This is a genomic window from Paenibacillus sp. J31P190, from assembly GCF_059692075.1.
In genome coordinates, this window is sequence record NZ_JCAUAS010000009.1 from 99,609 (window position 1) to 120,519 (window position 20,911).

Below are 20,911 nucleotides of genomic sequence, written 5' to 3' on the forward strand. Positions count from 1 at the left end.
GGTTGTGAGCCTCTAGTCCTTCGTGTTTGGCAAACAAATTTCAGTACGAAAGGGGAAACGTTTATGTATGTAAGGAAATTATCAGTACCATTCCGATTTTCTCTCTCTTTTTTGCTCTGTTTCTGTCTCTTCGTCCCCCCTATTTATGCCATTGATGGAGTCTATCATGGGCCATACGGCATCGATGATCTGTACGAGATTCAGGCGACGGAACGGAGTCCAAGAGATCCTGTTGCAGGCGATACTGTGTATATCAAAATAACAACGTGGCCTATTGAATCAGGACAAACGGCTTGGGTGACCTGGACGAAAAATGGTGTCAATCAAGCAGCTGTCGGAGCAGCTTACAAATACAACAGCGGCAACAACACTTACTGGGAAGCTAACCTTGGCACTTTTGCTAAAGGGGATGTGATCAGTTATACCGTTCATGGCAACAAGGATGGCGCGAATGAGAAGACAAGCGGACCTTTTACTTTTACGGTAACTGGATGGGAATCCGTTAGCAGTGTCAGCTCCATCACGAATAACACGAACCGTGTTGTGCTGAATGCGGTGCCGAATACAGGCACTTTGACACCGAAGATCAACCTGTCTTTTTCAGCAGATGATGTACTTCGTGTACAGGCTTCTCCAACGGGGACAGGAACGTTAAGCAGTGGACTAAGTAATTACACGGTTTCGGATACCCCATCAACCACTTGGCTTACAACCTCCAAGCTGAAGGTGAAGGTGGATAAGAATCCTTTCAAACTTAGTGTGTATAAGCCTGATGGGACGACGCTGATTGCCCGTCAATATGACAGTACTACGAATCGTAATATAGCTTGGTTAACCAACGGCAGCACCATCATCAACAAGGTAGAAGATCATTTTTATTCGCCGGCTTCAGAGGAGTTTTTTGGCTTTGGTGAGCATTATAACAACTTCCGTAAACGCGGAAATGATGTGGACACTTACGTTTTCAATCAGTATAAGAATCAAAATGACCGCACCTACATGGCAATTCCTTTTATGCTTAACAGCAGCGGATATGGCATCTTCGTAAATTCAACGTATTATTCCAAATTCCGGTTGGCAACCGAACGCACCGATATGTTCAGCTTTACGGCTGATACAGGGGGTAGTGCTGCCTCGACACTGGATTATTATTTCATTTACGGCAATGATTTGAAGAATGTTGTGGGTAACTACGCTAACATTACGGGTAAGCCAACAGCACTGCCGAAATGGGCTTTCGGGTTATGGATGTCAGCTAACGAGTGGGATCGTCAAACCAAAGTGACTACAGCCATTAATAACGCGAACACTAACAATATTCCGGCAACTGCCGTTGTGCTTGAACAGTGGAGTGATGAGAACACGTTTTACATATTCAATGACGCCACCTATACCCCAAAAACGGGCAGCGCTGCGCATGCCTATACCGATTTCACTTTCCCGACATCGGGGAAATGGACGAATCCAAAGGCTATGGCGGACAATGTGCATAACAATGGGATGAAGCTGGTGCTCTGGCAGGTTCCTATTCAGAAATGGACTTCGACGCCTTATACCCAGAAAGATAATGACGAAGCCTATATGATTGCTCAGAATTATGCCGTGGGCAACGGCAGTGGAGGTCAGTACCGGATACCAGCAGGACAATGGTTCGAGAACAGCTTGTTGCTTGATTTTACAAATGCGACTGCCAAAAACTGGTGGATGTCTAAACGCGCGTATCTGTTTGATGGTGTGGGTATCGATGGCTTCAAAACAGATGGCGGTGAAATGGTGTGGGGTCGTTCAAATACCTTCGCAAACGGTAAAAAGGGCGATGAAATGCGCAATCAATACCCAAATGAGTATGTGAAGGCATATAACGAGTACGCACGCTCGAAGAAAGCCGATGCGGTCTCCTTTAGTCGTTCTGGCACGCAAGGCGCACAGGCGAATCAGATTTTCTGGTCCGGCGACCAAGAGTCGACGTTTGGTGCTTTTCAACAGGCTGTAAATGCAGGGCTTACGGCAAGTATGTCCGGCGTTCCTTATTGGAGTTGGGATATGGCAGGCTTCACAGGCACTTATCCAACGGCTGAGTTGTACAAACGTGCTACCGAAATGGCTGCTTTTGCACCTATTATGCAGTTTCATTCCGAGTCTAACGGCAGCTCCGGTATTAATGAGGAACGTTCGCCATGGAACGCACAAGCGCGTACAGGCGATAATACGATTATCAGCCATTTTGCCAAATTTACGAATACACGCATGAATTTGCTTCCGTATATTTATAGCGAGGCAAAGAAATCAAGTGATACCGGCGTTCCGATGATGCGCGCCATGGCGCTTGAATATCCGACCGACACGAACACGTACGGTTTGACGCAGCAATATATGTTCGGGGGTAATTTGCTTGTTGCTCCTGTCATGAATCAGGGAGAAACAAACAAGAGTATTTATCTTCCACAGGGGGATTGGATCGATTTCTGGTTCGGTGCTCAGCGTCCTGGCGGTCGAACAATCAGCTACAATGCCAGCATAGATGATCTACCGGTTTTTGTGAAGTCAGGCAGCATTCTTCCGTTGAATTTGAACGCGCAATATCAAGTGGGTGGGACTATTGGCAACAGCTTGACGAGCTACACCAATCTCGCATTTCGCATTTATCCGCTTGGCACAACAACGTATGATTGGAATGATGATATCGGCGGTTCGGTGAAAACCATAACGTCTACAGAGCAATATGGGTTGAATAAAGAAACAGTCACTGTACCAGCCATTAATTCTACGAAGACATTACAAGTATTTACGACTAAGCCTTCCTCTGTAACGGTGGGTGGTTCTACGATGACAGAGTACAGTACATTAACAGCCCTAACCGGAGCATCGACAGGCTGGTACTACGACACGGTACAGAAATTCGCTTACGTTAAGCTTGGCTCGAGTGCATCTGCTCAATCTGTCGTGCTGGGTGGCGTTAATAAGGTGGAATATGAAGCGGAGTTCGGCACGCAAAGCGGCGTAACTACGAACACAAACCATACGGGTTATACAGGTACAGGGTTTGTAGATGGATTTGAGACTCTCGGAGATAATGTTACCTTCGATGTTTCTGTCAAAGCAGCAGGTACCTATACGATGAAGGTTCGGTATTCATCCGGTGCAGGCAATGGCTCAAGAGCTATTTATGTGAATAACACCAAAGTGACGGATCTTGCCTTACCGCAAACAACGAACTGGGATACATGGGGAACAGCTACGGTTAGCGTCTCGCTCAGTGCAGGTCTCAACACGGTGAAAGTCAGCTACGATGGTACTAGTTCACTAGGTATTAATCTCGATAACATCGCGATCGTAGAGCAATAAAAGCAGGGAGGGCATGTCCCTCCCTCATTTCCTAATCGAAAGGGAGTAACATTGATGAGTTTACCAAGCAAAGAAGTTCCACGTATCCTTGCTATTTTAACAGCATTTACGTTGTTTGGTTCAACGCTTACCTTGCTTCCTGCTTCTCCTGCACATGCTTATGTCAGCAGTCTAGGCAACCTCATTACTTCAAGTGTATCCGGAGATACCTTGACGCTAACTGTTGATAATGGTGCGGAGCCGAATGATGACCTCTTGGTTGTACAAGCGGTGCAAAACGGTATCTTGAAGGTGGATTATCGACCGAATGGCATAGCGTCAAGCGCGAAAACGCCGATACTGGATCCGAACAAAACGTGGTCAGCTGTAGGAGCTACGATTAACACGGCAGCCAATCCAATGACCATCACAACCGCCAGTATGAAGATTGAGATTACCAAGAACCCGGTTCGTATGACAGTCAAAAAGGCGGATGGTACTACGTTATTCTGGGAACCATCCGGCGGTGGTGTATTCTCAGACGGTGTTCGCTTCGTTCATGGCACTGGTGACAATATGTATGGCATACGGAGCTTCAATGCTTTTGATAGCGGGGGTGACCTGCTGCGGAATTCGTCCAGTCATGCCGCCCATGCGGGTGAACAGGGAGATTCGGGTGGTCCCCTTATTTGGAGTACAGCGGGTTATGGATTATTAGTCGATAGCGATGGCGGTTACCCCTATACAGATGGTACAACCGGTCAGATGGAGTTTTATTATGGCGGGACCCCTCCTGAGGGACGACGTTATGTGAAACAAAATGTGGAGTATTATATTATGCTCGGTACCCCGAAGGAAATCATGACCAGTGTAGGGGAAATCACGGGCAAACCACCGATGCTTCCTAAGTGGTCGCTTGGATTCATGAACTTTGAGTGGGATACGAATCAAACGGAAGTTACGAATAATGTGGATACGTATCGTGCCAAAAATATCCCTATAGATGCTTACGCCTTTGACTATGACTGGAAAAAGTACGGGGAAACCAACTACGGTGAATTCGCGTGGAATACGACGAATTTCCCTTCTGCTTCCACGACTTCTCTAAAGACAACAATGGATGCTAAAGGCATCAAAATGATCGGAATTACGAAACCCCGCATCGTTACGAGGGATGCTTCTGCGAGTGTGACGACCCAGGGGACAGACGCGACAAACGGCGGTTATTTTTATCCGGGCCATAACGAGTATCAGGATTATTTCATCCCTGTAACTGTACGCAGTATTGACCCTTATAATGCTAGTGAACGTACCTGGTTCTGGAATCATTCCATAGATGCGCTCAATAAAGGGATCGTGGGTTGGTGGAATGACGAGACGGATAAAGTATCTTCAGGTGGAGCATCGTATTGGTTTGGCAATTTCACAACAGGCCATATGTCTCAGACCATGTACGAAGGGGAGCGGGCTTATACGAGTGGAGCACAGCGTGTTTGGCAAACAGCTAGAACTTTCTACCCAGGTGCCCAGCGGTATGCGACTACGCTTTGGTCTGGTGATATTGGCATTCAATACAATAAAGGTGAACGGATCAACTGGGCTGCTGGGATGCAGGAACAAAGGGCAGTTATGCTATCCTCCGTGAACAATGGCCAGGTGAAATGGGGCATGGATACCGGGGGATTCAATCAGCAGGATGGCACGACGAACAATCCGAATCCCGATTTATACGCACGGTGGATGCAGTTCAGCGCATTAACACCTGTTTTCCGCGTACATGGGAACAATCATCAACAGCGCCAGCCTTGGTATTTCGGATCGACGGCGGAAGAGGCCTCCAAAGAGGCTATTCAGCTGCGGTACTCCTTGATCCCTTATATGTATGCCTATGAGAGAAGTGCTTACGAGAATGGGAATGGACTCGTTCGCCCATTGATGCAAGCATATCCGACAGATGCGGCAGTCAAAAACTATACGGATGCTTGGATGTTCGGTGATTGGCTGCTAGCCGCGCCTGTGGTAGATAAACAGCAGACGAGTAAGGATATCTATTTGCCGTCTGGTTCATGGATTGACTATGCAAGAGGTAATACAATAACTGGCGGTCAAACCATCCGATATTCAGTTAATCCGGATACGTTGACAGATATCCCTCTCTTTATAAAAAAAGGTGCCATTATCCCGACGCAGAAAGTGCAGGATTACGTTGGGCAGGCTTCAGTAACTTCCGTTGATGTAGATGTGTTTCCGGATACGACACAGTCGAGTTTCACGTACTATGATGATGATGGCTCCAGTTATAACTATGAAAGCGGTACTTATTTTAAGCAAAATATGACTGCGCAGGATAATGGTGCGGGCTCGCTAAGTTTTACATTAGGGGCAAAGAGCGGCAGCTACACGCCAGCTCTACAATCCTATATTGTTAAGCTGCATGGTTCTGCAGGAACTTCCGTAACGAATAACAGCACAGCTATGACGTCTTATGCAAGCCTTCAAGCATTAAAAGCTGCGGCTGGGGAAGGCTGGGCAACTGGGAAGGACATCTATGGGGATGTGACCTATGTGAAAGTCGCGGCAGGTACAGCTTCTTCTAAATCTATTGCTATTGCAGGTGTTGCTGCAGTGAGCGCAACTGCTACGCAATTGGAAGCTGAGGAAGCATCACTTTCTGGTAATACAGTTGCTACAAAGGCTTCAACTAACACCAATCATACGGGATATACGGGAAGTGGATTTGTGGATGGTTTGGGCAATGACGGCGCTGGTGTTACTTTCTATCCAAAGGTGAAAACAGGCGGTGACTATAATGTCTCCCTGCGTTATGCGAATGCTTCGGGCTCAGCCAAGTCTGTCAGTATTTTTGTTAATGGAAAAAGAGTGAAGTCCACCTCGCTCGCTAATCTTGCGAATTGGGACACATGGTCTGCCCAATCCGAGACACTGCCGCTGACGGCAGGTGTGAATGTTGTGACCTATAAATATTACTCTGATGGGGGAGATACGGGCAATGTCAACATCGACAACATCACGGTACCTTTTACTCCTGTCGTCGGTAAATATGAAGCAGAGAGTGCTGAGCTTTCTGGTGGCAGCGCATTGAACACGAACCATTGGTACTATAGTGGTACAGCTTTTGTGGACGGATTGACTGCGGCAGGTTCGCAGGTGAAATACAATGTAAATGTCCCTAGCGCTGGAAGTTATCAGGTAGCGCTGCGATATGCGAATGGCAGTGCAGCGACGAAAACATTGAGTACTTATATCAATGGATCCAAGCTAGGACAGACTAGTTTCACGAGTCCTAGTACCAATTGGAATGTCTGGCAGGATAATGTGCAAACGGTGACGTTAAATGCAGGGGCAAACATGATTGCGTTTAAATACGACGCCGCTGACAGTGGGAACATCAACTTGGATCGTCTGCTTCTTTCAACTTCGGCAGCGGGAACGCCAGTTTCTGAGCAGAATCTGCTAGACAATCCTGGTTTCGAGCGAGACACGAGTCAAAGTAATAACTGGATTGAGTGGCATCCAGGTACGCAAGCTGTTGCGTATGGCGTGGATAGCGGCTCCACAACTAATCCACCGGAATCCCCATGGACGGGCGATAAGCGGGCTTACTTCTTTGCAGCAGGCGCCTATCAACAAAGCATCCATCAAACTATTAGTGTTCCTGTTAATAATGTAAAATACAAATTTGAAGCCTGGGTCCGCATGAAGAACACGACACCGACGACTGCCAGAGCTGAGATTCAAAACTATGGCGGGTCAGCCATTTATACGAACATCAGTAACAGCGGTGTTTGGAAATACATCAGTGTAAGTGATATTATGGTGACCAATGGACAGATCGATGTTGGATTCTATGTGGATTCACCTGGCGGAACTACGCTTCACTTTGATGATGTGCGTGTGACCAAACAATAACCAAATAAAAACCAGCTCTCACTCGAATGGGAGAGCTGGTTTTTGTTTGTTAGGATCATCCATCCATGTTGGACGAATTATACATTTTGAAGTGCTTGCTCCACTTCTTGCACAATGGATAACGCCGCGGCGCGGGCACTAGAGAATGCGCGTTCTGCAAGCTCACCCTTACCTGTACAGCCGTCTCCGCAGAAGTAGAAAGGCACGTTTTCCACACGTATCGGTAATAGATTATTGGAAGCAATGTTTTTCACGCTGGATACCATCGCTTTTTTTGAAACCCGTTTCACGGCTGTAACATCGCGCCAGCCTGGATAATGTTTATCAAATAGGGCTTCCATTTGGAGGTTCTTTTCTTCAAGATACGCTTTGCGCTGCTCTTCGTTATCAAAGCGGTCGCTTAAATATGCGATACCTTGCAGCAGCTGACCGCCTTCTGGTACCAATGTGTGATCTGTCGCAGAAACATCGCTGATGAACAGCTTGTTATCCATGTCACTGATATAGCTGAATGGTCTCGCGACAACACGGCTTAACCCAACGTCATATACCATAACTTCGGTTGCGGTATTGGATTCATACGGAGATAGGAATGGCTCCCATGCTGTACCCTTTAGAAGCTTGACGACTTGCTGAACTGGCATAGCGAAGATCACTTTGTCAAAGGCAACTTCACGGTTTTTGGTATGCAGTACAAATTTACGATCTGCGTAACGGAGGCTTTCAACGCCTTCTTGAAGGGCAATCTCCCATTTGCCAGACGTTGTTAGCTTTTGCTTAAGTTGATTCGTAATAACGGCCCAGCTTCCCAATATATAATTGACGGGCTTCGAGGAAAGGAACAAGTTGTGATAGTACTCACTAATTACCGCGCCGGATACGTTGCGAGCATCCTCAGGCGTAATGAAGAAGTTGGAGCAAACCAGATGTTCCCATAACTCTTTAACATCTTCGTCCGCATTGGACTCTGCCAAATAATCAGCAAGAGTTGCGTAGTTTTTTAGGTTGTGAATATTCGCGATAATAGCGGTAATTTCACCGACGAATCTTACTTTTTGCATCGTGCTGAGCAGATCAGTTCTTAGGAGATTAATAGCATCGAGTGGTGCTGCTGTAAGTTGATTATGTTTCGCATAAAAAACTTTGCGTTTATCTACTTGTTTGGAAGAGAAAGATAGTCCAAGTTCACGTTCCATGTTTGTTAATGTATGTCGATCAATCCCATAGATGGCATGTGCGCCATAGTTGAGTGTAAACCCTGCTTTTTCGTAAGTAAAAGCACGTCCTCCAAGCTGCGGGCTGCGCTCGAAAAGGATACCTTCGACATGCGGATTCTCAGATAAATAAGCGGCCGCTGTTAATCCTGCCAGGCCACCGCCAATAATAGCTACTTTCATTTTGTTTTCCTCCTTGGGGACTGGTTCTACCTGCAAAGGTGCGTAGGGTTCGCTGGATCGCAAACCTACCCACAGCCAGGCTAAGTTGTTTTTCATCATGGAGAGCAAATCGGCATCATCTTGATTGCACCAAGTACGGACAGTTCCCGTATAGATACAAACGAGCAGTTCAATTTTTCTAGGTTCAGGGAGCCAATGCAATAAACTTTCAGATAATACGTTTAATTGCTGCTGTTCTTCCGTTTTTACGGTTTCATTTTGCAAGGATAAAGCTTGTAAGCTTCGGACAAGTCGTGGTGAGGAATGAATGTTGGACGCTAAGTCTAAAAATAAGCGATTAATGTGTCCTTCAAGGGATTGGACCTTGGAGGGAGGTTGCTTCACCCATTCTTGAATGAATTGAATTTGTTTACTGTAAAGCGCTGAAATGATGGCATCTTTGCTTTTAAAATAATGATAAAACGTTCCCTTTGATGATCCAGTCGCCGCGATGATATCGTCAACGGACACATTCTCATAGCCTTTTTCCATAAACATGGTTAAGGCGACTTCCATCATCACATCACGCTTTTTGCGGGTGGAGGCTCTCATGAATTGGCTCATCCGCTCACTCCATTCCAACCATCGATTTACTCCTATTATATGCAAAAATAGACTTTCAGTCTACAATTTAATTGACCAACCGTATAAAATTTGAAGAAGGAAAAAACAATCTAAATCATTATTTCCCGTGTGATGTCGATACCTGCGGTCTATACTTCAGAATAGAACCACATGAGAGGATGAAATACACACTTGAAAAATGAAGATTTAGGATGGAATTCCTTTTTTGAAAAAGCTTTCGAACCTTACCTAAATGAGGGATACCAGGTTGGACGGGTGTCCTTGGAACATAAACATATGTATCGCGTTCAGACGGAAGTCGGGGAAGCGCTAGCCGAGGTGTCTGGTAAAATGCGGCATCTAGCTCTACGTCGTGAAGACTACCCCGCTGTAGGCGATTGGGTCGTACTTTCCATAAGGGGAGAAGAACAGCGAGCAACGATCCATGCTGTATTGCCGCGCAAAAGTAAGTTTTCCCGTAAAGTAGCTGGCCAAGTCACCGAAGAACAAATTGTTGCTACGAATGTTGATACCGTGTTTCTGTTCACAGCGCTTAATCTAGATTTTAATGTACGCCGTATTGAGCGTTATATGGTATTAGCTTGGGAGAGCGGAGCAAATCCGGTAATTGTTCTAAGTAAAGCGGATTTATGCGAAGATCCGGAGGCACTGGCTGCAGAGGTCGCGGCTGTTGCAGTAGGTGTACCGATTCATATTATTAGCTCAGCAGAAAATCGCGGACTAGATGAGCTTGCCGCTTATATTTCTCCAGGTCAAACAGTCGCGCTTCTTGGCTCGTCCGGTGTGGGTAAATCAACCTTGGTGAATCGTATCTATGGGATGGATATTCTGGATACGGGAGATATTCGTTCGGGGGATGACAAAGGGAAGCATACGACGACTCACCGGGAGCTTATCACGCTGCCTGGAGGAGGCATATTGATTGATACACCAGGGATGCGTGAACTCCAGCTTTGGGACGTTTCGGATGGATTAAGCACGTCTTTTCAAGATATCGAAGAGTTTGCAGGAATGTGCTTCTTTCAGGATTGTAAGCATGAAAATGAACCGAAATGCGCTGTTAAAAGAGCACTAGATGAAGGGACTTTGAAAGTTGAACGATTTAATAACTACTTAAAATTACAAAAGGAGCTCGCTTATTTGGCGCGCAAAGAAGATAAAGGGCTTCAAGCAGCCGAGAAAGCAAAGTGGAAAAAGATTCATCAGGCTCATAAAAACCAGCATAACCGTTAGGTTTTTTCGTGATGAGATAAGCCCAAATATATTCACTGAGTAGCCTTTTGCCTATAGCTGAATATGCTGTTGGTAAAAAGGAGGCATAAGCCTATGAATCATCAAGAAGTTCATGCCATTTGTAAGAAGCATATGTATCGTTACGTGAGTGTAACAATGACTAGTGGTGCGGTTTATGACGGTATTGTGGAAAATGTGGATGACGACAATCTGTACCTAGCCGTTCCGATTGGTGGAATGGATCAGGAACAAATGAGAGCTTTCTTACCTTATCCGGGTTTTGGCTACCCATACGGATATCCAGGTTATGGATTTCCGGGTTACGGTTACGGATTTCCAAGGCGCCGCTTTGCAAGACAAATCCTACCGCTAGCTGGATTACTAGCCTTATCCTTACTTCCCTATTATTAATGGAATGAAACTAGTTCAATCTAGAAACATCTTACAATTAATAAGGTGTTTCTTTTTTTGCAATTATTCCATTTTAAATTATAGATTGGATTGGATTTTTTAGCTCTTTTCCGATAAAATTAAAAGTAGTAGTTTCACGAAAGTGGGGGACAAGCCGAACAATGAGTGATTGTATTTTCTGTAAAATTATTGCGGGGGAACTTCCCTCTAAGAAAGTGTATGAGGATGACCAGATTGTTGCTTTCCATGATATTCAGCCAGCTTCGCCGATTCATGTCCTTATCATTCCTAAGAAGCATATTGCTTCACTAGCGGATGCGGGAGAAGAGGATTGGAACATGATCGGGCAAATTCAGCGTGCGGCTGCGCAAATTGCTAGAGAACTAGAAGTAGAAGAATCGGGTTATCGAGTTATAACGAATATTGGAGCTAACGCGGGGCAAATTGTTCACCATCTTCATTATCATCTTATGGCTGGGGCACGTTTATCGCCTCTAGGCGTGCATAATTAAGCTTCCTTTCACGAATCGAAAGGTTTGCGATTGACACCCTAATTACTATGACCTATAATGAGATTTGATGAACCGTTTTGTCTTAGATGGTCTGTTCGGAGGGAGGGAAAACTGTTGTCAGAAACTCGAGTTCGTAAGAACGAAACTATAGATGCTGCACTTCGTCGCTTTAAGCGTTCCATCGCTAAGGATGGCATTCTTGCAGAAGTTAAAAAACGTAAACATTATGACAAGCCTAGCGTTAAGCGTAAGCTTAAATCTGAGGCTGCTCGTAAGAGAAAGTTCTAGGAGGCAACATGAGCTTAAGCGATCGATTGAACGAAGATATGAAGCAAGCGATGAAGAGTCAGGACAAGTTTAAACTCTCTGTAATTCGAATGGTAAGATCTACCATTAAGAATTCAGAGATTGAACTGAAAAGAGCCTTAGATGACAATGAAGTGCTTGACGTTCTAACTCGTGAAATCAAACAGCGTAAGGATTCCCTCCATGAATTTACGAAGGCCGGCAGAGATGATTTGGCCGAGAGCCTGAAGGCAGAACTTGTTATTCTAGCTGAGTACATGCCGCAACAGCTTTCTGAGGAAGAAGTGAAAGCCATTGTACAGCAGACCATCCAGCAAATTGGTGCTTCTTCCAAAGCGGATATGGGCAAAGTGATGACGGCATTGATGCCTCAGGTTAAAGGACGCGCTGATGGTAAACTTATCAATCAGTTAGTTCAACAATTATTAGGTTAATACAAAATATGTTAGAAAAGACCGAGTGGACCAAGTCCTCTCGGTCTTTTGTCATTCTCTTGGGAAAAAACGAAACAGTTTGCGTGTTGGAACGTACATAGTAATGATAAGGAAGATTCAGGGAAAGGAGTGAAAGATGATGTTTGTAGAAAACTTATCTGCCTTTCTGACTCATCCCGTTACAGCGACGGTATTATTAGTGGTTGGGATCATTGGAATTGCATTGGAGCTGCTTTTTTTCAGCAGTGGATTGCTCGCCTTAGCGGGGGTAGCTGGTTTTGCACTCTATTTTCTCGGTTTTTATTTAGCTGGTTTTGCTGGTTTCGGTGACTTGGCTATCTTCGGAATCGGGTTACTTCTTCTTATCCTGGAATTGGTCGTTCCGAGTTTTGGGATTCTAGGTGTATTAGGTGCAATATGCCTCTTTGGCGGGGTTCTGATGGCATCTTCAGATCCCACACAAGCAGCGATAATGCTGGGTATCGCCTTGTTATTGGCAATCGTATCGATCTCCTTCGCAATCAAAACTTTTAAGCACCGCGGTATTTGGAACCGTTTTATTCTAAAGGAGCAGCTAACGACGAACAAAGGATTTACATCCAACCCAGATCGATCCTATTTGATTGGTATGACGGGAGAAGCGATTACTCCGCTCCGACCGGCCGGGACTGCAATTATTCATGGTGAGCGCGTAGATGTGGTGACGAATGGCAGCTTTATTCCCACGGGAAGGAATATAGTTGTTGTGGAAGTAGAAGGAGTTCGCGTTGTAGTACGAGAAGCGGAGAGACTTTGAGTTGGCTCAAAGATCCCAAAGAGAAGAGACTTTGAGCTATACTCAAAGATCCCAAAGCGGAGAGACTTTGAGTTACACTCAAAGATCCCAAAGCGGAGAGACTTTGAGTTACACTCAAAGATCCCAAAGCGGAGAGACTTTGAGCTCCACTCAAAGATCCCAAAGCGAAGAGACTTTGAGCTATACTCAAAGATCCCAAAGCGGAGAGACTTTGAGCTCCACTCAAAGATCCCAAAGCGGAGAGACTTTGAGTTACACTCAAAGATCCCTATATTAGGAGGAAAAAATGAACATAGAACCAGGATTATATTTGGTGTTGGTTGCGGCCATTGTTATTATTGCACTTTCGGTATTGCTGAGCATTGTACCTGTCATGCTTTGGATTTCAGCACTTGCTTCCGGAGTAAGAATTAGCATCATTACTTTAATTGCCATGAGGCTTCGCCGCGTGACTCCGAGTAGGATCGTCAATCCGATGATTAAGGCTACGAAAGCGGGTATTGATTTAAGTGTCAATCAGCTAGAAAGCCATTTTCTTGCAGGCGGTAACGTTGATCGGGTTGTCAATGCGTTAATTGCTGCTCACCGAGCGAAGATTCACTTGGAGTTTGAACGCGCAGCGGCTATCGATCTCGCAGGGCGGGATGTCTTGTTAGCCGTTCAAATGAGTGTAAATCCTCGTGTCATTGAAACGCCTAATGTATCAGCAGTGGCAAAGAACGGAATTGAAGTAAAGGTTATAGCCAGGGTTACGGTTCGAGCGAACATTGACCGCCTTGTAGGGGGCGCGGGCGAGGAAACGATTATCGCTCGTGTAGGTGAGGGGATTGTAACTACAGTTGGTTCCAGCGACTCTCACAAAGATGTCCTAGAGAATCCGGATTTGATTTCTCGAACGGTTCTGGGTAAAGGGTTAGACGCCGGAACGGCTTTTGAAATATTATCGATTGATATCGCGGATGTGGATGTAGGTAAAAACATTGGCGCCCATTTGCAAACGGAGCAAGCAGAAGCCGATAAGCGAATCGCTCAGGCTAAAGCTGAGGAAAGACGTGCTATGGCCGTTGCTGCCGAGCAAGAAATGAAAGCCAGAGTTGTAGAAATGCGTGCGAAGGTGGTCGAATCAGAGTCACAGGTACCGCTTGCGATGGCTGAAGCACTTCGAAATGGTAAATTAGGTGTCATGGACTATATGAATCTTAAAAATATCGATGCAGATACACAAATGCGTTCTTCACTCGGCAAAATAAATGATGGTAAGAGTGAGAAAGAATAGTAGTTTTGAAGAGGTGATCAGATGGAACAGCTCATTGGAATTGTGTTGAAGAACTGGTATCTGGTTATTATTGCATTCGCCTTTTTTTATCAAATTCGAAGTAAGAGCCGACGAGCGAATCAGGGGACTAATGCGAGGCCAGGAATGCCATCCTTTGGTGATGCCCCTCATGGCTCTACGCGACCAGTAGAAGCGAAGAAATCAGACCAGAAGGGGTCAGGATCGACTTTGCAATCGGGACGCGTACAAGACGAGTATGGTCGTTCTAACAAAGCTAAGGCGGTCTCGACAATGCCCAATCAAAAGGCTTCTCCATTCAGCTCGCCTACGCAGATTGTTAATGAAAGCTCATCTATTTACGCAGATGCTATCTCTACGCCAAGTCCCTTTCCTGAACAACCGAGCCAAGAACAACTCCTGCAAGGAGTTGTGTGGGCTGAAATTCTCGGCCCGCCCAGGTCGAAGAAGCCTTATCGCAAATAATAGGATGTAAGAACGCCCACTCGATCGATCGAGTGGGCGTTCTTTGCTATACAGGTTTTTCACATAAAACTGGCTCTCTCCGCATAATTTGGTAGAAAGTCTCTGCGCTTTTTCTGTATTCATGATCATCTAGTTAGAGGGGGTACTCCCAGCTATGCGTCGCTTGACCCGCAAATGGAACCAGTTCACGGCCAAAATCCTTGATCTTCCTCAGGATGTGGTACAGGACTTGCCGCGAATTACGATGATCGGCAACGTACAGCTTTATGTAGAGAATCATCGGGGTGTACTTCATTTTTCAAGTGAAAACTTGAAGCTCGAATTAACGAAAGGGACGCTAGAAGTGTTCGGAAAGCAATTAGTCATTCGAGCTATTCTTTCAGAAGAAGTGTTTATTGAGGGCTTGATCGATAATGTGAAATATGAACCATAGATGAAAGTATGGACTGAGAACAGGAGGCTGAGTCATGAAACAATCCCTTTTCATTGCTCGTTTGCGAGGCTATGTGCGCATTCAAATACGAGGTGAAGGTTGTGAAAGATTAATCAATCCCATGATGGAGAAGGGCTTCTCCATATGGGATATTCAAGCTGGAGATGGGGGGAAGCTTGAGCTATTTATTCTGATCAAAGACTTTTTCAGACTAAAACCGCTCCTGAAACGGACAGGCTGCCGGGTGCATGTTACGGAAAGGCACGGGCTGCCTTTTTTTATGGACAGACTGGGCCGTAGAAAGGTTTTTTTTGCAGGAATGGCTGCTTTCATCATAGGTCTCTACTTATTGACTTCGCTCGTATGGCAAGTTAGTGTGGAAGGGAATGATCGTATCTCTGAGTCGGAAATTCTGCAAGCTGCTTCCAAACAGGGCATACATACGTTTCAATGGAAGTTTAAGTTGAAGAAAGCAGAGGAGTTATCGCGCGCGATTCAAGGAATGCTGCCGAATGCGGCTTGGGTTGGTGTCGAAATTCGAGGTACACATATCACGATCAAGGTTGTCGAGGCAACTATTCCCGATAAGGGACCGCTTATGAATCCTCGGAATTTAGTTGCTGCCAAAAACGCGCTCGTTACCGAGATTTTATCAGTTAAAGGCAAACCTATGGTGAAGCCGAATACGTATGTGCGAAAAGGGGACGTGCTTATCTCGGGAACGATTGGTGATGAACAAAATAGTCAAGTGGTGGTTGCAAGTGGTAAAGTAAAGGGGATCGTTTGGTATACCTCCCGAATCGAAACTCCGCTAACAAAAACATATAGCGTATATTCAGGTGAAGCTACGACTCGCAATTATCTTGTATTTGGGACAAGAGCACTGCAAGTAAGCGGATATGGCAAGCAGAAATTCGAGCATTTCGAAACGATTCCAGAGCGTAAAACACTGGCTTGGCGGAGTTTTTCGCTTCCTATCGGTTGGCTTCATGAAAAGGTGATGGAGGTTCAAATTGTAGAGGAACCTATTGATCCAGCGAATGCTAAAAAGGCGGGCTTAGAGCAGGCAAAAGCCAAATTACTTGGAGCCGAAGGAGCAGATGCTAGAATTGTCGGCGAAAAAATTTTGCATGAAAAAACAGAGAATGGTAAAATTTATATAGACGTGCATTTTGAAGTCGAAGAAAATATCGCCGAAGAACAACCAATTGTGATACGAGGAGAATGAGGCCTGTTGGTAGAATACGCGCAATCTGTGAAAATAACATTGAAAAATCCGGTTGAAGGACTAGCCTTGTTCGGACCGCAGGATAAATTTCTGCATGTCATCGAGCGGGAGATTCCTGCACAAATCTATACGCGTGAAGCTGAAATAACGATTCAGGGGAATGCTGCGGAAGTGAACTCACTTCAGCAGCTTTTTGAGGTTCTTCTACAGCTCATCCGTAATAATTATACGCTGACAGAGCGGGATGTTTTATACGCGGTTGAACTTGCGAAGCAGATGAAAACCGACCAATTGCTTGATTTGTTCAAAGGTGAAATTACAACAACGCACAAGGGTAAACCTATACGTGTCAAAACGATCGGACAACGGAAGTATGTCGAGACGATTAAGAAGAAGGATATCGTTTTCGGAATTGGACCCGCAGGAACAGGTAAAACCTATTTAGCTGTTGTACTTGCCGTGACGAGGCTTAAAGAAGGGGCTGTCAAAAGGATTGTATTAACGCGCCCTGCTGTTGAGGCTGGGGAAAGTCTGGGCTTTCTGCCGGGGGACTTGCAGGAAAAAGTTGACCCCTATTTACGCCCATTGTATGATGCTCTTAATGATGTCCTGGGACCTGAGCAAGTAGCCAAGTCATTAGAACGAGGACTTATTGAGATTGCACCACTGGCTTATATGCGCGGGAGAACGTTAGATGATTCTTTCATCATTCTGGATGAGGCGCAAAATACTACGCCTGAACAGATGAAAATGTTTCTGACAAGGCTTGGATTCGGTTCCAAAATGGTGATTACCGGGGACGTTACACAAATTGATTTGCCGCGTGGCAAATCGTCCGGTCTCGTAGAAGCAAACCGCATTCTCGGTAATATCGAGGAACTCGGCTTTATTTATTTTGATGAGCAGGATGTGGTTCGACATTCACTTGTTCAGAAAATCATTGTTGCGTACAATGCTGAAAATGATAAGTAACTGAGCAGGGTTGTTAGGTAGAGAGGAATGACCTTCCGTGAAGAAAAATGAAGTGCAAATGAAAGGCAAATTTCATTACCAGCTGAACGGATGGAAATACAGTACAGGTATACGGGTACTGTTGTTTCTCTTGCTGGCGTTAATTTTTTATATGTCCCTTTACGTTAAGCTTGTGCCCCAAGTTTATGATATTGTGTTAGGAACGACGAGTGAAAAAACCATCTATGCTCCTAGACAAATTGAAAACGCAATTGCTACTGAACAAGCGAAAGAAGACGCTGCCAAGCGCGTCCAACCCGTTTATCGAATTGTGAATCTCAAAAATGATACGCTTATTGATGTTATTTACGATAAATTATTGCAAATCAATGCGGATGAAGAAGTGAAATTCGACGATAAAGTCAGCATTTATCGCCGGGTTATTCCACAGCTAATCAGCGATACGCAAAATCAATCTATTAAATCACTTCGTATCAGCGGTCAATATAACGATTTATTGCTTGAACAAATCCAGCAGGGGCTTGCCGAACAGCAGTACCCGCTGCCGGAAGAAACTTATTTTAAGCTTCCAAGGTTGACCAAAGATGATTTAGCGGCCATGCGTCCAGTGACGAAAGACATCATTTACAAATTGATGAATGATCAAATCTTGGATGCGCAGACAGCCCGAGCTAAAGTTGCTGAGCTTGTCAATACATCGAACCTGACGAAGAATACATCCCGTGAAATGGTTACCGAAATCGCCAGAGCCCTCATAACGCCGAATAAATTTTTTGATCAAAAGGGCACTGAGGATGCCAAAGGACAAGCTAGAGAGAGCGTGAAGCCGGTATACATCAATAAGAATGATGTTCTCGTTAAAGTGGGGGATGTCATTACGGAAGAGATATACGCTAGGTTGGATAAACTAGAGCTTTTGAAGGACAAAGCGAATTACTTGCCGCAATTAGGGCTCAGTATTCTTTCGGCTCTCTTGTCATTCGCCGTCTATATGTTTGTCCGACAAAGCACATTGCCGATCAAGTACAATAACTCTCAGCTCGTCATGCTCATTCTTATTTTTCTTATCAATGTCATCGGAATGAAACTGATTTCTCTCGTGCAAAATCTAGATTATCCTTATATTGGTTATCTGGCTCCGACTGCGTTAGGAAGTATCCTGATTGCCATTTTACTGGATGCTCCGCTAGCGTTCATTGCATCGGTCTTATTCTCCTTAATGGCAAGTATTATCTTTAACACGGAGCATGTGTTGCTTTTTGACTACCGTTTCGGATTAGTTAGCTTAGCTATTTGTTTCAGTGCCGTGTTTACGATTCAAAGGGCAAGCCAACGGGCTACCATTCTGAAAGCTGGTCTCATGATTGCTTTCTTCTCCATGTTAACGATTACATCGATGCTGTTGATGGAAGATCATTTTCAGAAGAGAGAAGCCCTTCTGTCGCTTTCTTTCGCGGCTGCAGGCGGATTATTAACGGTTGTGTTCGTTATTGGGCTGCTGCCCTTTTTCGAAGTTGCATTCGGTATTCTATCTCCGCTCAAATTGGTGGAGCTCTCTAATCCGAATCATCCTTTACTGCGCAAGCTGCTTACGGAGACACCGGGGACCTATCATCACAGTGTTATGGTGGGTAATTTGTCGGAGGCCGCAGCTGAATCCATCGGAGCCGACGGGCTGCTGTGCCGGGTTGGCTCTTATTATCATGATATCGGCAAAACAAAGCGCCCAAGCTACTTTATTGAAAATCAAACGAATATTGAGAATCCGCATGATCGAATTGATCCCAATTTAAGCAAGTCCATCATCATAGCACACCCTCGTGATGGCGTTGAAATGCTTAAGGATTTCAAAATGCCAAAGCCGATACGAGACATTGCCGAACAGCATCATGGGACGACGCTTCTGCACTATTTCTATCATAAAGCGGTGAAACAAGCCGAAGAAGAGGGCAGTGAGAAAAAAATCCGCGAAGAGGATTTTCGTTACCCTGGTCCCAAAGCGCAATCCAAAGAAGCAGCAATTGTGGGTATTGCGGATAGCGTGGAGGCTGCAGTTCGATCACTGCGTAATCCGACGCTAGAGCAAATTGATTCGATGGTGCACAAAATTATAAAGTCTCGTTTGGATGACGGTCAATTTAATGAGTGTGATCTCACGCTCAAAGAACTCGATAAGATTGCCAAAACATTAAACGAAACCTTGTTAGGGATCTTTCACTCAAGGATTGAATATCCAAGTGAGCTAGCTCCAAAGAAGTCAGGGGCTTGATGATATCGACGACAAATTAAAGGAGGGACACATAATGGCAAGTATGGATTTAACATTAGAGTGGAACAGTGAGCAAGAAGTGAAAGAAATCACGCCTGCTTTTATTGAAAAGCTTGAAGAGCTGCTGCGTTTAGCAGGCGATCTTGAAGGCGTTACGGCGGGTGAAGTTGCCCTTACATTCGTAGACGATGAAGCGATTCAAGAGCTTAACAAACAGTACCGTGACTTAGATAAACCGACCGATGTTCTCTCGTTTGCAATGAGCGAGTTCGGAGAGGATGAAATTCGTATCAACTACGAAGATGATGGTGAAGGCGACCCAGATGAACTTCAAGACGGTGAGACGGTGTCTGAAGGGTTTATTGAGCCTTTAGGGGATATTATCATTTCGGTTCCCCGTGCCATCGCTCAGGCCGAAGATTATGGACATTCCGTTGAGCGTGAGCTCGGATTTCTATTCGTTCATGGGTTCCTGCACTTGATCGGCTATGATCACCAAAGTGAAGAGGAAGAGAAGATTATGTTTGCTAAGCAGGAGGACATTTTGCAGAAGGCAGGTTTGACCCGCTAATGTCGGACGGCTTCCGTAAATGGCGCAGGAGCTTCCGGTATGCCTATGAGGGAATCAAATATGCATTAGATACGCAGCGCAATATGAAATTCCATTTTTGCGTTGCTTTTCTTGTTTTACTGGCAGCGCTATTTATCCATCTGCCCAAAACGGACATTCTGTTTATTCTGCTGGCGGTAACTTTAATGATTGTTACTGAGCTCATCAATACGGCTGTGGAGAAAACGGTGGATCTGGCTATGCCAGATCGCCATCCGTTAGCCAAAATTGCGAAGGACGTCGCCGCGGCGTCCGTATTGGTGTCCGCAGGTTTTGCGGTGATTGTAGGCATGATTGTATTTTATGAGCCTATCGATCACTTGCTGCGAAATGCCAGAATGCAAGATGCTCCAATATCCGCGGGAACGATATGGGTTCTTATTGCTCTTGTTGTTTTGACGGTTATCGTGATTGAGACTCGTTTCTCAGATAAAGGGAAATTGGTGCGCCCCAGCTTGTTGACGGCTATTGCCTTCGCAATTGCTACTGTTATTACGATTTTCGTCTCGCAAACGATAGTTGCACTACTTGCATACACGCTCTCTGCCCTTATTTTTATTATGCTGTATGACAAAAGAAAGCGACCGTTTCCAGCACTAATTCTTGGAGCACTCATTGGCATTATGGTCACAATCCTCGCTTTTTCCTGCCTTAACATGCTATAACCTTAATA

At 45.2% G+C, this 20,911-nt stretch carries 17 protein-coding genes; 16 read left to right on the top strand and 1 reads right to left on the bottom strand.

Annotated elements, in window-relative coordinates:
* Positions 1–63: 63 nt before the first annotated feature.
* Together AC58U0_RS17505 and AC58U0_RS17510 are read left to right on the top strand one after the other, a co-directional pair.
* On the top strand, positions 64–3,345 hold the full coding sequence (locus AC58U0_RS17505; RefSeq protein ID WP_497380274.1) for a TIM-barrel domain-containing protein: 3,282 nt from the start codon (positions 64–66) through the stop codon (positions 3,343–3,345).
* 54 nt (positions 3,346–3,399) lie between these two features.
* Positions 3,400–7,254, top strand: a complete 3,855-nt coding sequence (locus AC58U0_RS17510) for a TIM-barrel domain-containing protein (RefSeq protein WP_497380276.1) — start codon at positions 3,400–3,402, stop codon at positions 7,252–7,254.
* Between the two features lie 77 nt (positions 7,255–7,331).
* Here AC58U0_RS17510 and AC58U0_RS17515 read toward each other — a convergent pair whose 3' ends face one another.
* Positions 7,332–9,254: an FAD-dependent oxidoreductase gene (locus tag AC58U0_RS17515; RefSeq protein ID WP_497380278.1), complete on the bottom strand. Its 1,923-nt coding sequence runs from the start codon at positions 9,252–9,254 to the stop codon at positions 7,332–7,334.
* Positions 9,255–9,446: 192 nt separating this feature from the next.
* On the opposite strand from AC58U0_RS17515, the gene rsgA reads away from it, so the two are divergent.
* The 14 genes from rsgA to AC58U0_RS17585 all read left to right on the top strand — a co-directional run bounded on the left by rsgA (position 9,447) and on the right by AC58U0_RS17585 (position 20,903).
* Complete coding sequence (gene rsgA / locus AC58U0_RS17520) at positions 9,447–10,508, top strand: ribosome small subunit-dependent GTPase A (RefSeq protein WP_497380279.1); 1,062 nt, start codon at positions 9,447–9,449, stop codon at positions 10,506–10,508.
* Positions 10,509–10,601: 93 nt separating this feature from the next.
* Positions 10,602–10,919, top strand: a complete 318-nt coding sequence (locus AC58U0_RS17525; protein ID WP_497380280.1) for a hypothetical protein — start codon at positions 10,602–10,604, stop codon at positions 10,917–10,919.
* Positions 10,920–11,080: 161 nt separating this feature from the next.
* Entirely contained in the window at positions 11,081–11,431 is a 351-nt protein-coding gene (locus tag AC58U0_RS17530; protein WP_497380281.1) for a histidine triad nucleotide-binding protein, read from the top strand.
* Between the two features lie 114 nt (positions 11,432–11,545).
* Positions 11,546–11,719, top strand: coding sequence for a 30S ribosomal protein S21 (rpsU, locus tag AC58U0_RS17535; protein WP_029195880.1), 174 nt, complete (start codon positions 11,546–11,548; stop codon positions 11,717–11,719).
* A gap of 8 nt (positions 11,720–11,727) precedes the next feature.
* Positions 11,728–12,171, top strand: coding sequence for a GatB/YqeY domain-containing protein (locus AC58U0_RS17540; RefSeq protein ID WP_171648274.1), 444 nt, complete (start codon positions 11,728–11,730; stop codon positions 12,169–12,171).
* A 136-nt stretch (positions 12,172–12,307) separates the two neighbouring features.
* Positions 12,308–12,967 (top strand): NfeD family protein, encoded by a 660-nt coding sequence (locus tag AC58U0_RS17545; RefSeq protein ID WP_497380282.1) that lies wholly within the window; start codon positions 12,308–12,310, stop codon positions 12,965–12,967.
* Positions 12,968–13,253: 286 nt separating this feature from the next.
* Complete coding sequence (gene floA / locus AC58U0_RS17550; protein WP_216625510.1) at positions 13,254–14,243, top strand: flotillin-like protein FloA; 990 nt, start codon at positions 13,254–13,256, stop codon at positions 14,241–14,243.
* A 21-nt stretch (positions 14,244–14,264) separates the two neighbouring features.
* A complete protein-coding gene (locus AC58U0_RS17555) occupies positions 14,265–14,726 on the top strand; it encodes a YqfB family membrane protein (RefSeq protein ID WP_497380284.1) in 462 nt (153 codons plus the stop codon).
* 154 nt (positions 14,727–14,880) lie between these two features.
* A complete protein-coding gene (gene yqfC / locus AC58U0_RS17560; protein ID WP_047672305.1) occupies positions 14,881–15,159 on the top strand; it encodes a sporulation protein YqfC in 279 nt (92 codons plus the stop codon).
* Positions 15,160–15,193: 34 nt separating this feature from the next.
* Positions 15,194–16,387, top strand: a complete 1,194-nt coding sequence (gene yqfD, locus AC58U0_RS17565) for a sporulation protein YqfD (protein WP_497380286.1) — start codon at positions 15,194–15,196, stop codon at positions 16,385–16,387.
* Between the two features lie 6 nt (positions 16,388–16,393).
* Entirely contained in the window at positions 16,394–17,359 is a 966-nt protein-coding gene (locus AC58U0_RS17570; RefSeq protein WP_057303093.1) for a PhoH family protein, read from the top strand.
* 58 nt (positions 17,360–17,417) lie between these two features.
* Positions 17,418–19,628 carry an HD family phosphohydrolase gene (locus AC58U0_RS17575; RefSeq protein WP_497380422.1) on the top strand — a complete coding sequence of 737 codons (2,211 nt, stop codon included), beginning with the start codon at positions 17,418–17,420 and terminating at the stop codon, positions 19,626–19,628.
* Between the two features lie 43 nt (positions 19,629–19,671).
* Positions 19,672–20,199, top strand: coding sequence for an rRNA maturation RNase YbeY (gene ybeY / locus AC58U0_RS17580; RefSeq protein WP_497380423.1), 528 nt, complete (start codon positions 19,672–19,674; stop codon positions 20,197–20,199).
* Positions 20,199–20,903 (top strand): diacylglycerol kinase, encoded by a 705-nt coding sequence (locus AC58U0_RS17585; protein WP_497380287.1) that lies wholly within the window; start codon positions 20,199–20,201, stop codon positions 20,901–20,903. The genes ybeY and AC58U0_RS17585 overlap by 1 nt, the downstream gene beginning before the upstream one ends.
* The last annotated feature ends 8 nt before the right edge of the window (positions 20,904–20,911 follow it).

Coding starts and splice junctions, on each gene's coding strand:
- AC58U0_RS17505 (WP_497380274.1), top strand. CDS start 64: ATGTATGTAAGGAAATTATCAGTACCATTCCGATTTTCTCTCTCTTTT.
- AC58U0_RS17510 (WP_497380276.1), top strand. CDS start 3,400: ATGAGTTTACCAAGCAAAGAAGTTCCACGTATCCTTGCTATTTTAACA.
- AC58U0_RS17515 (WP_497380278.1), bottom strand. CDS start 9,254: ATGAGCCAATTCATGAGAGCCTCCACCCGCAAAAAGCGTGATGTGATG.
- AC58U0_RS17525 (WP_497380280.1), top strand. CDS start 10,602: ATGAATCATCAAGAAGTTCATGCCATTTGTAAGAAGCATATGTATCGT.
- AC58U0_RS17530 (WP_497380281.1), top strand. CDS start 11,081: ATGAGTGATTGTATTTTCTGTAAAATTATTGCGGGGGAACTTCCCTCT.
- AC58U0_RS17540 (WP_171648274.1), top strand. CDS start 11,728: ATGAGCTTAAGCGATCGATTGAACGAAGATATGAAGCAAGCGATGAAG.
- AC58U0_RS17545 (WP_497380282.1), top strand. CDS start 12,308: ATGATGTTTGTAGAAAACTTATCTGCCTTTCTGACTCATCCCGTTACA.
- floA (WP_216625510.1), top strand. CDS start 13,254: ATGAACATAGAACCAGGATTATATTTGGTGTTGGTTGCGGCCATTGTT.
- AC58U0_RS17555 (WP_497380284.1), top strand. CDS start 14,265: ATGGAACAGCTCATTGGAATTGTGTTGAAGAACTGGTATCTGGTTATT.
- yqfC (WP_047672305.1), top strand. CDS start 14,881: ATGCGTCGCTTGACCCGCAAATGGAACCAGTTCACGGCCAAAATCCTT.
- yqfD (WP_497380286.1), top strand. CDS start 15,194: ATGAAACAATCCCTTTTCATTGCTCGTTTGCGAGGCTATGTGCGCATT.
- AC58U0_RS17575 (WP_497380422.1), top strand. CDS start 17,418: ATGAAAGGCAAATTTCATTACCAGCTGAACGGATGGAAATACAGTACA.
- ybeY (WP_497380423.1), top strand. CDS start 19,672: ATGGATTTAACATTAGAGTGGAACAGTGAGCAAGAAGTGAAAGAAATC.
- AC58U0_RS17585 (WP_497380287.1), top strand. CDS start 20,199: ATGTCGGACGGCTTCCGTAAATGGCGCAGGAGCTTCCGGTATGCCTAT.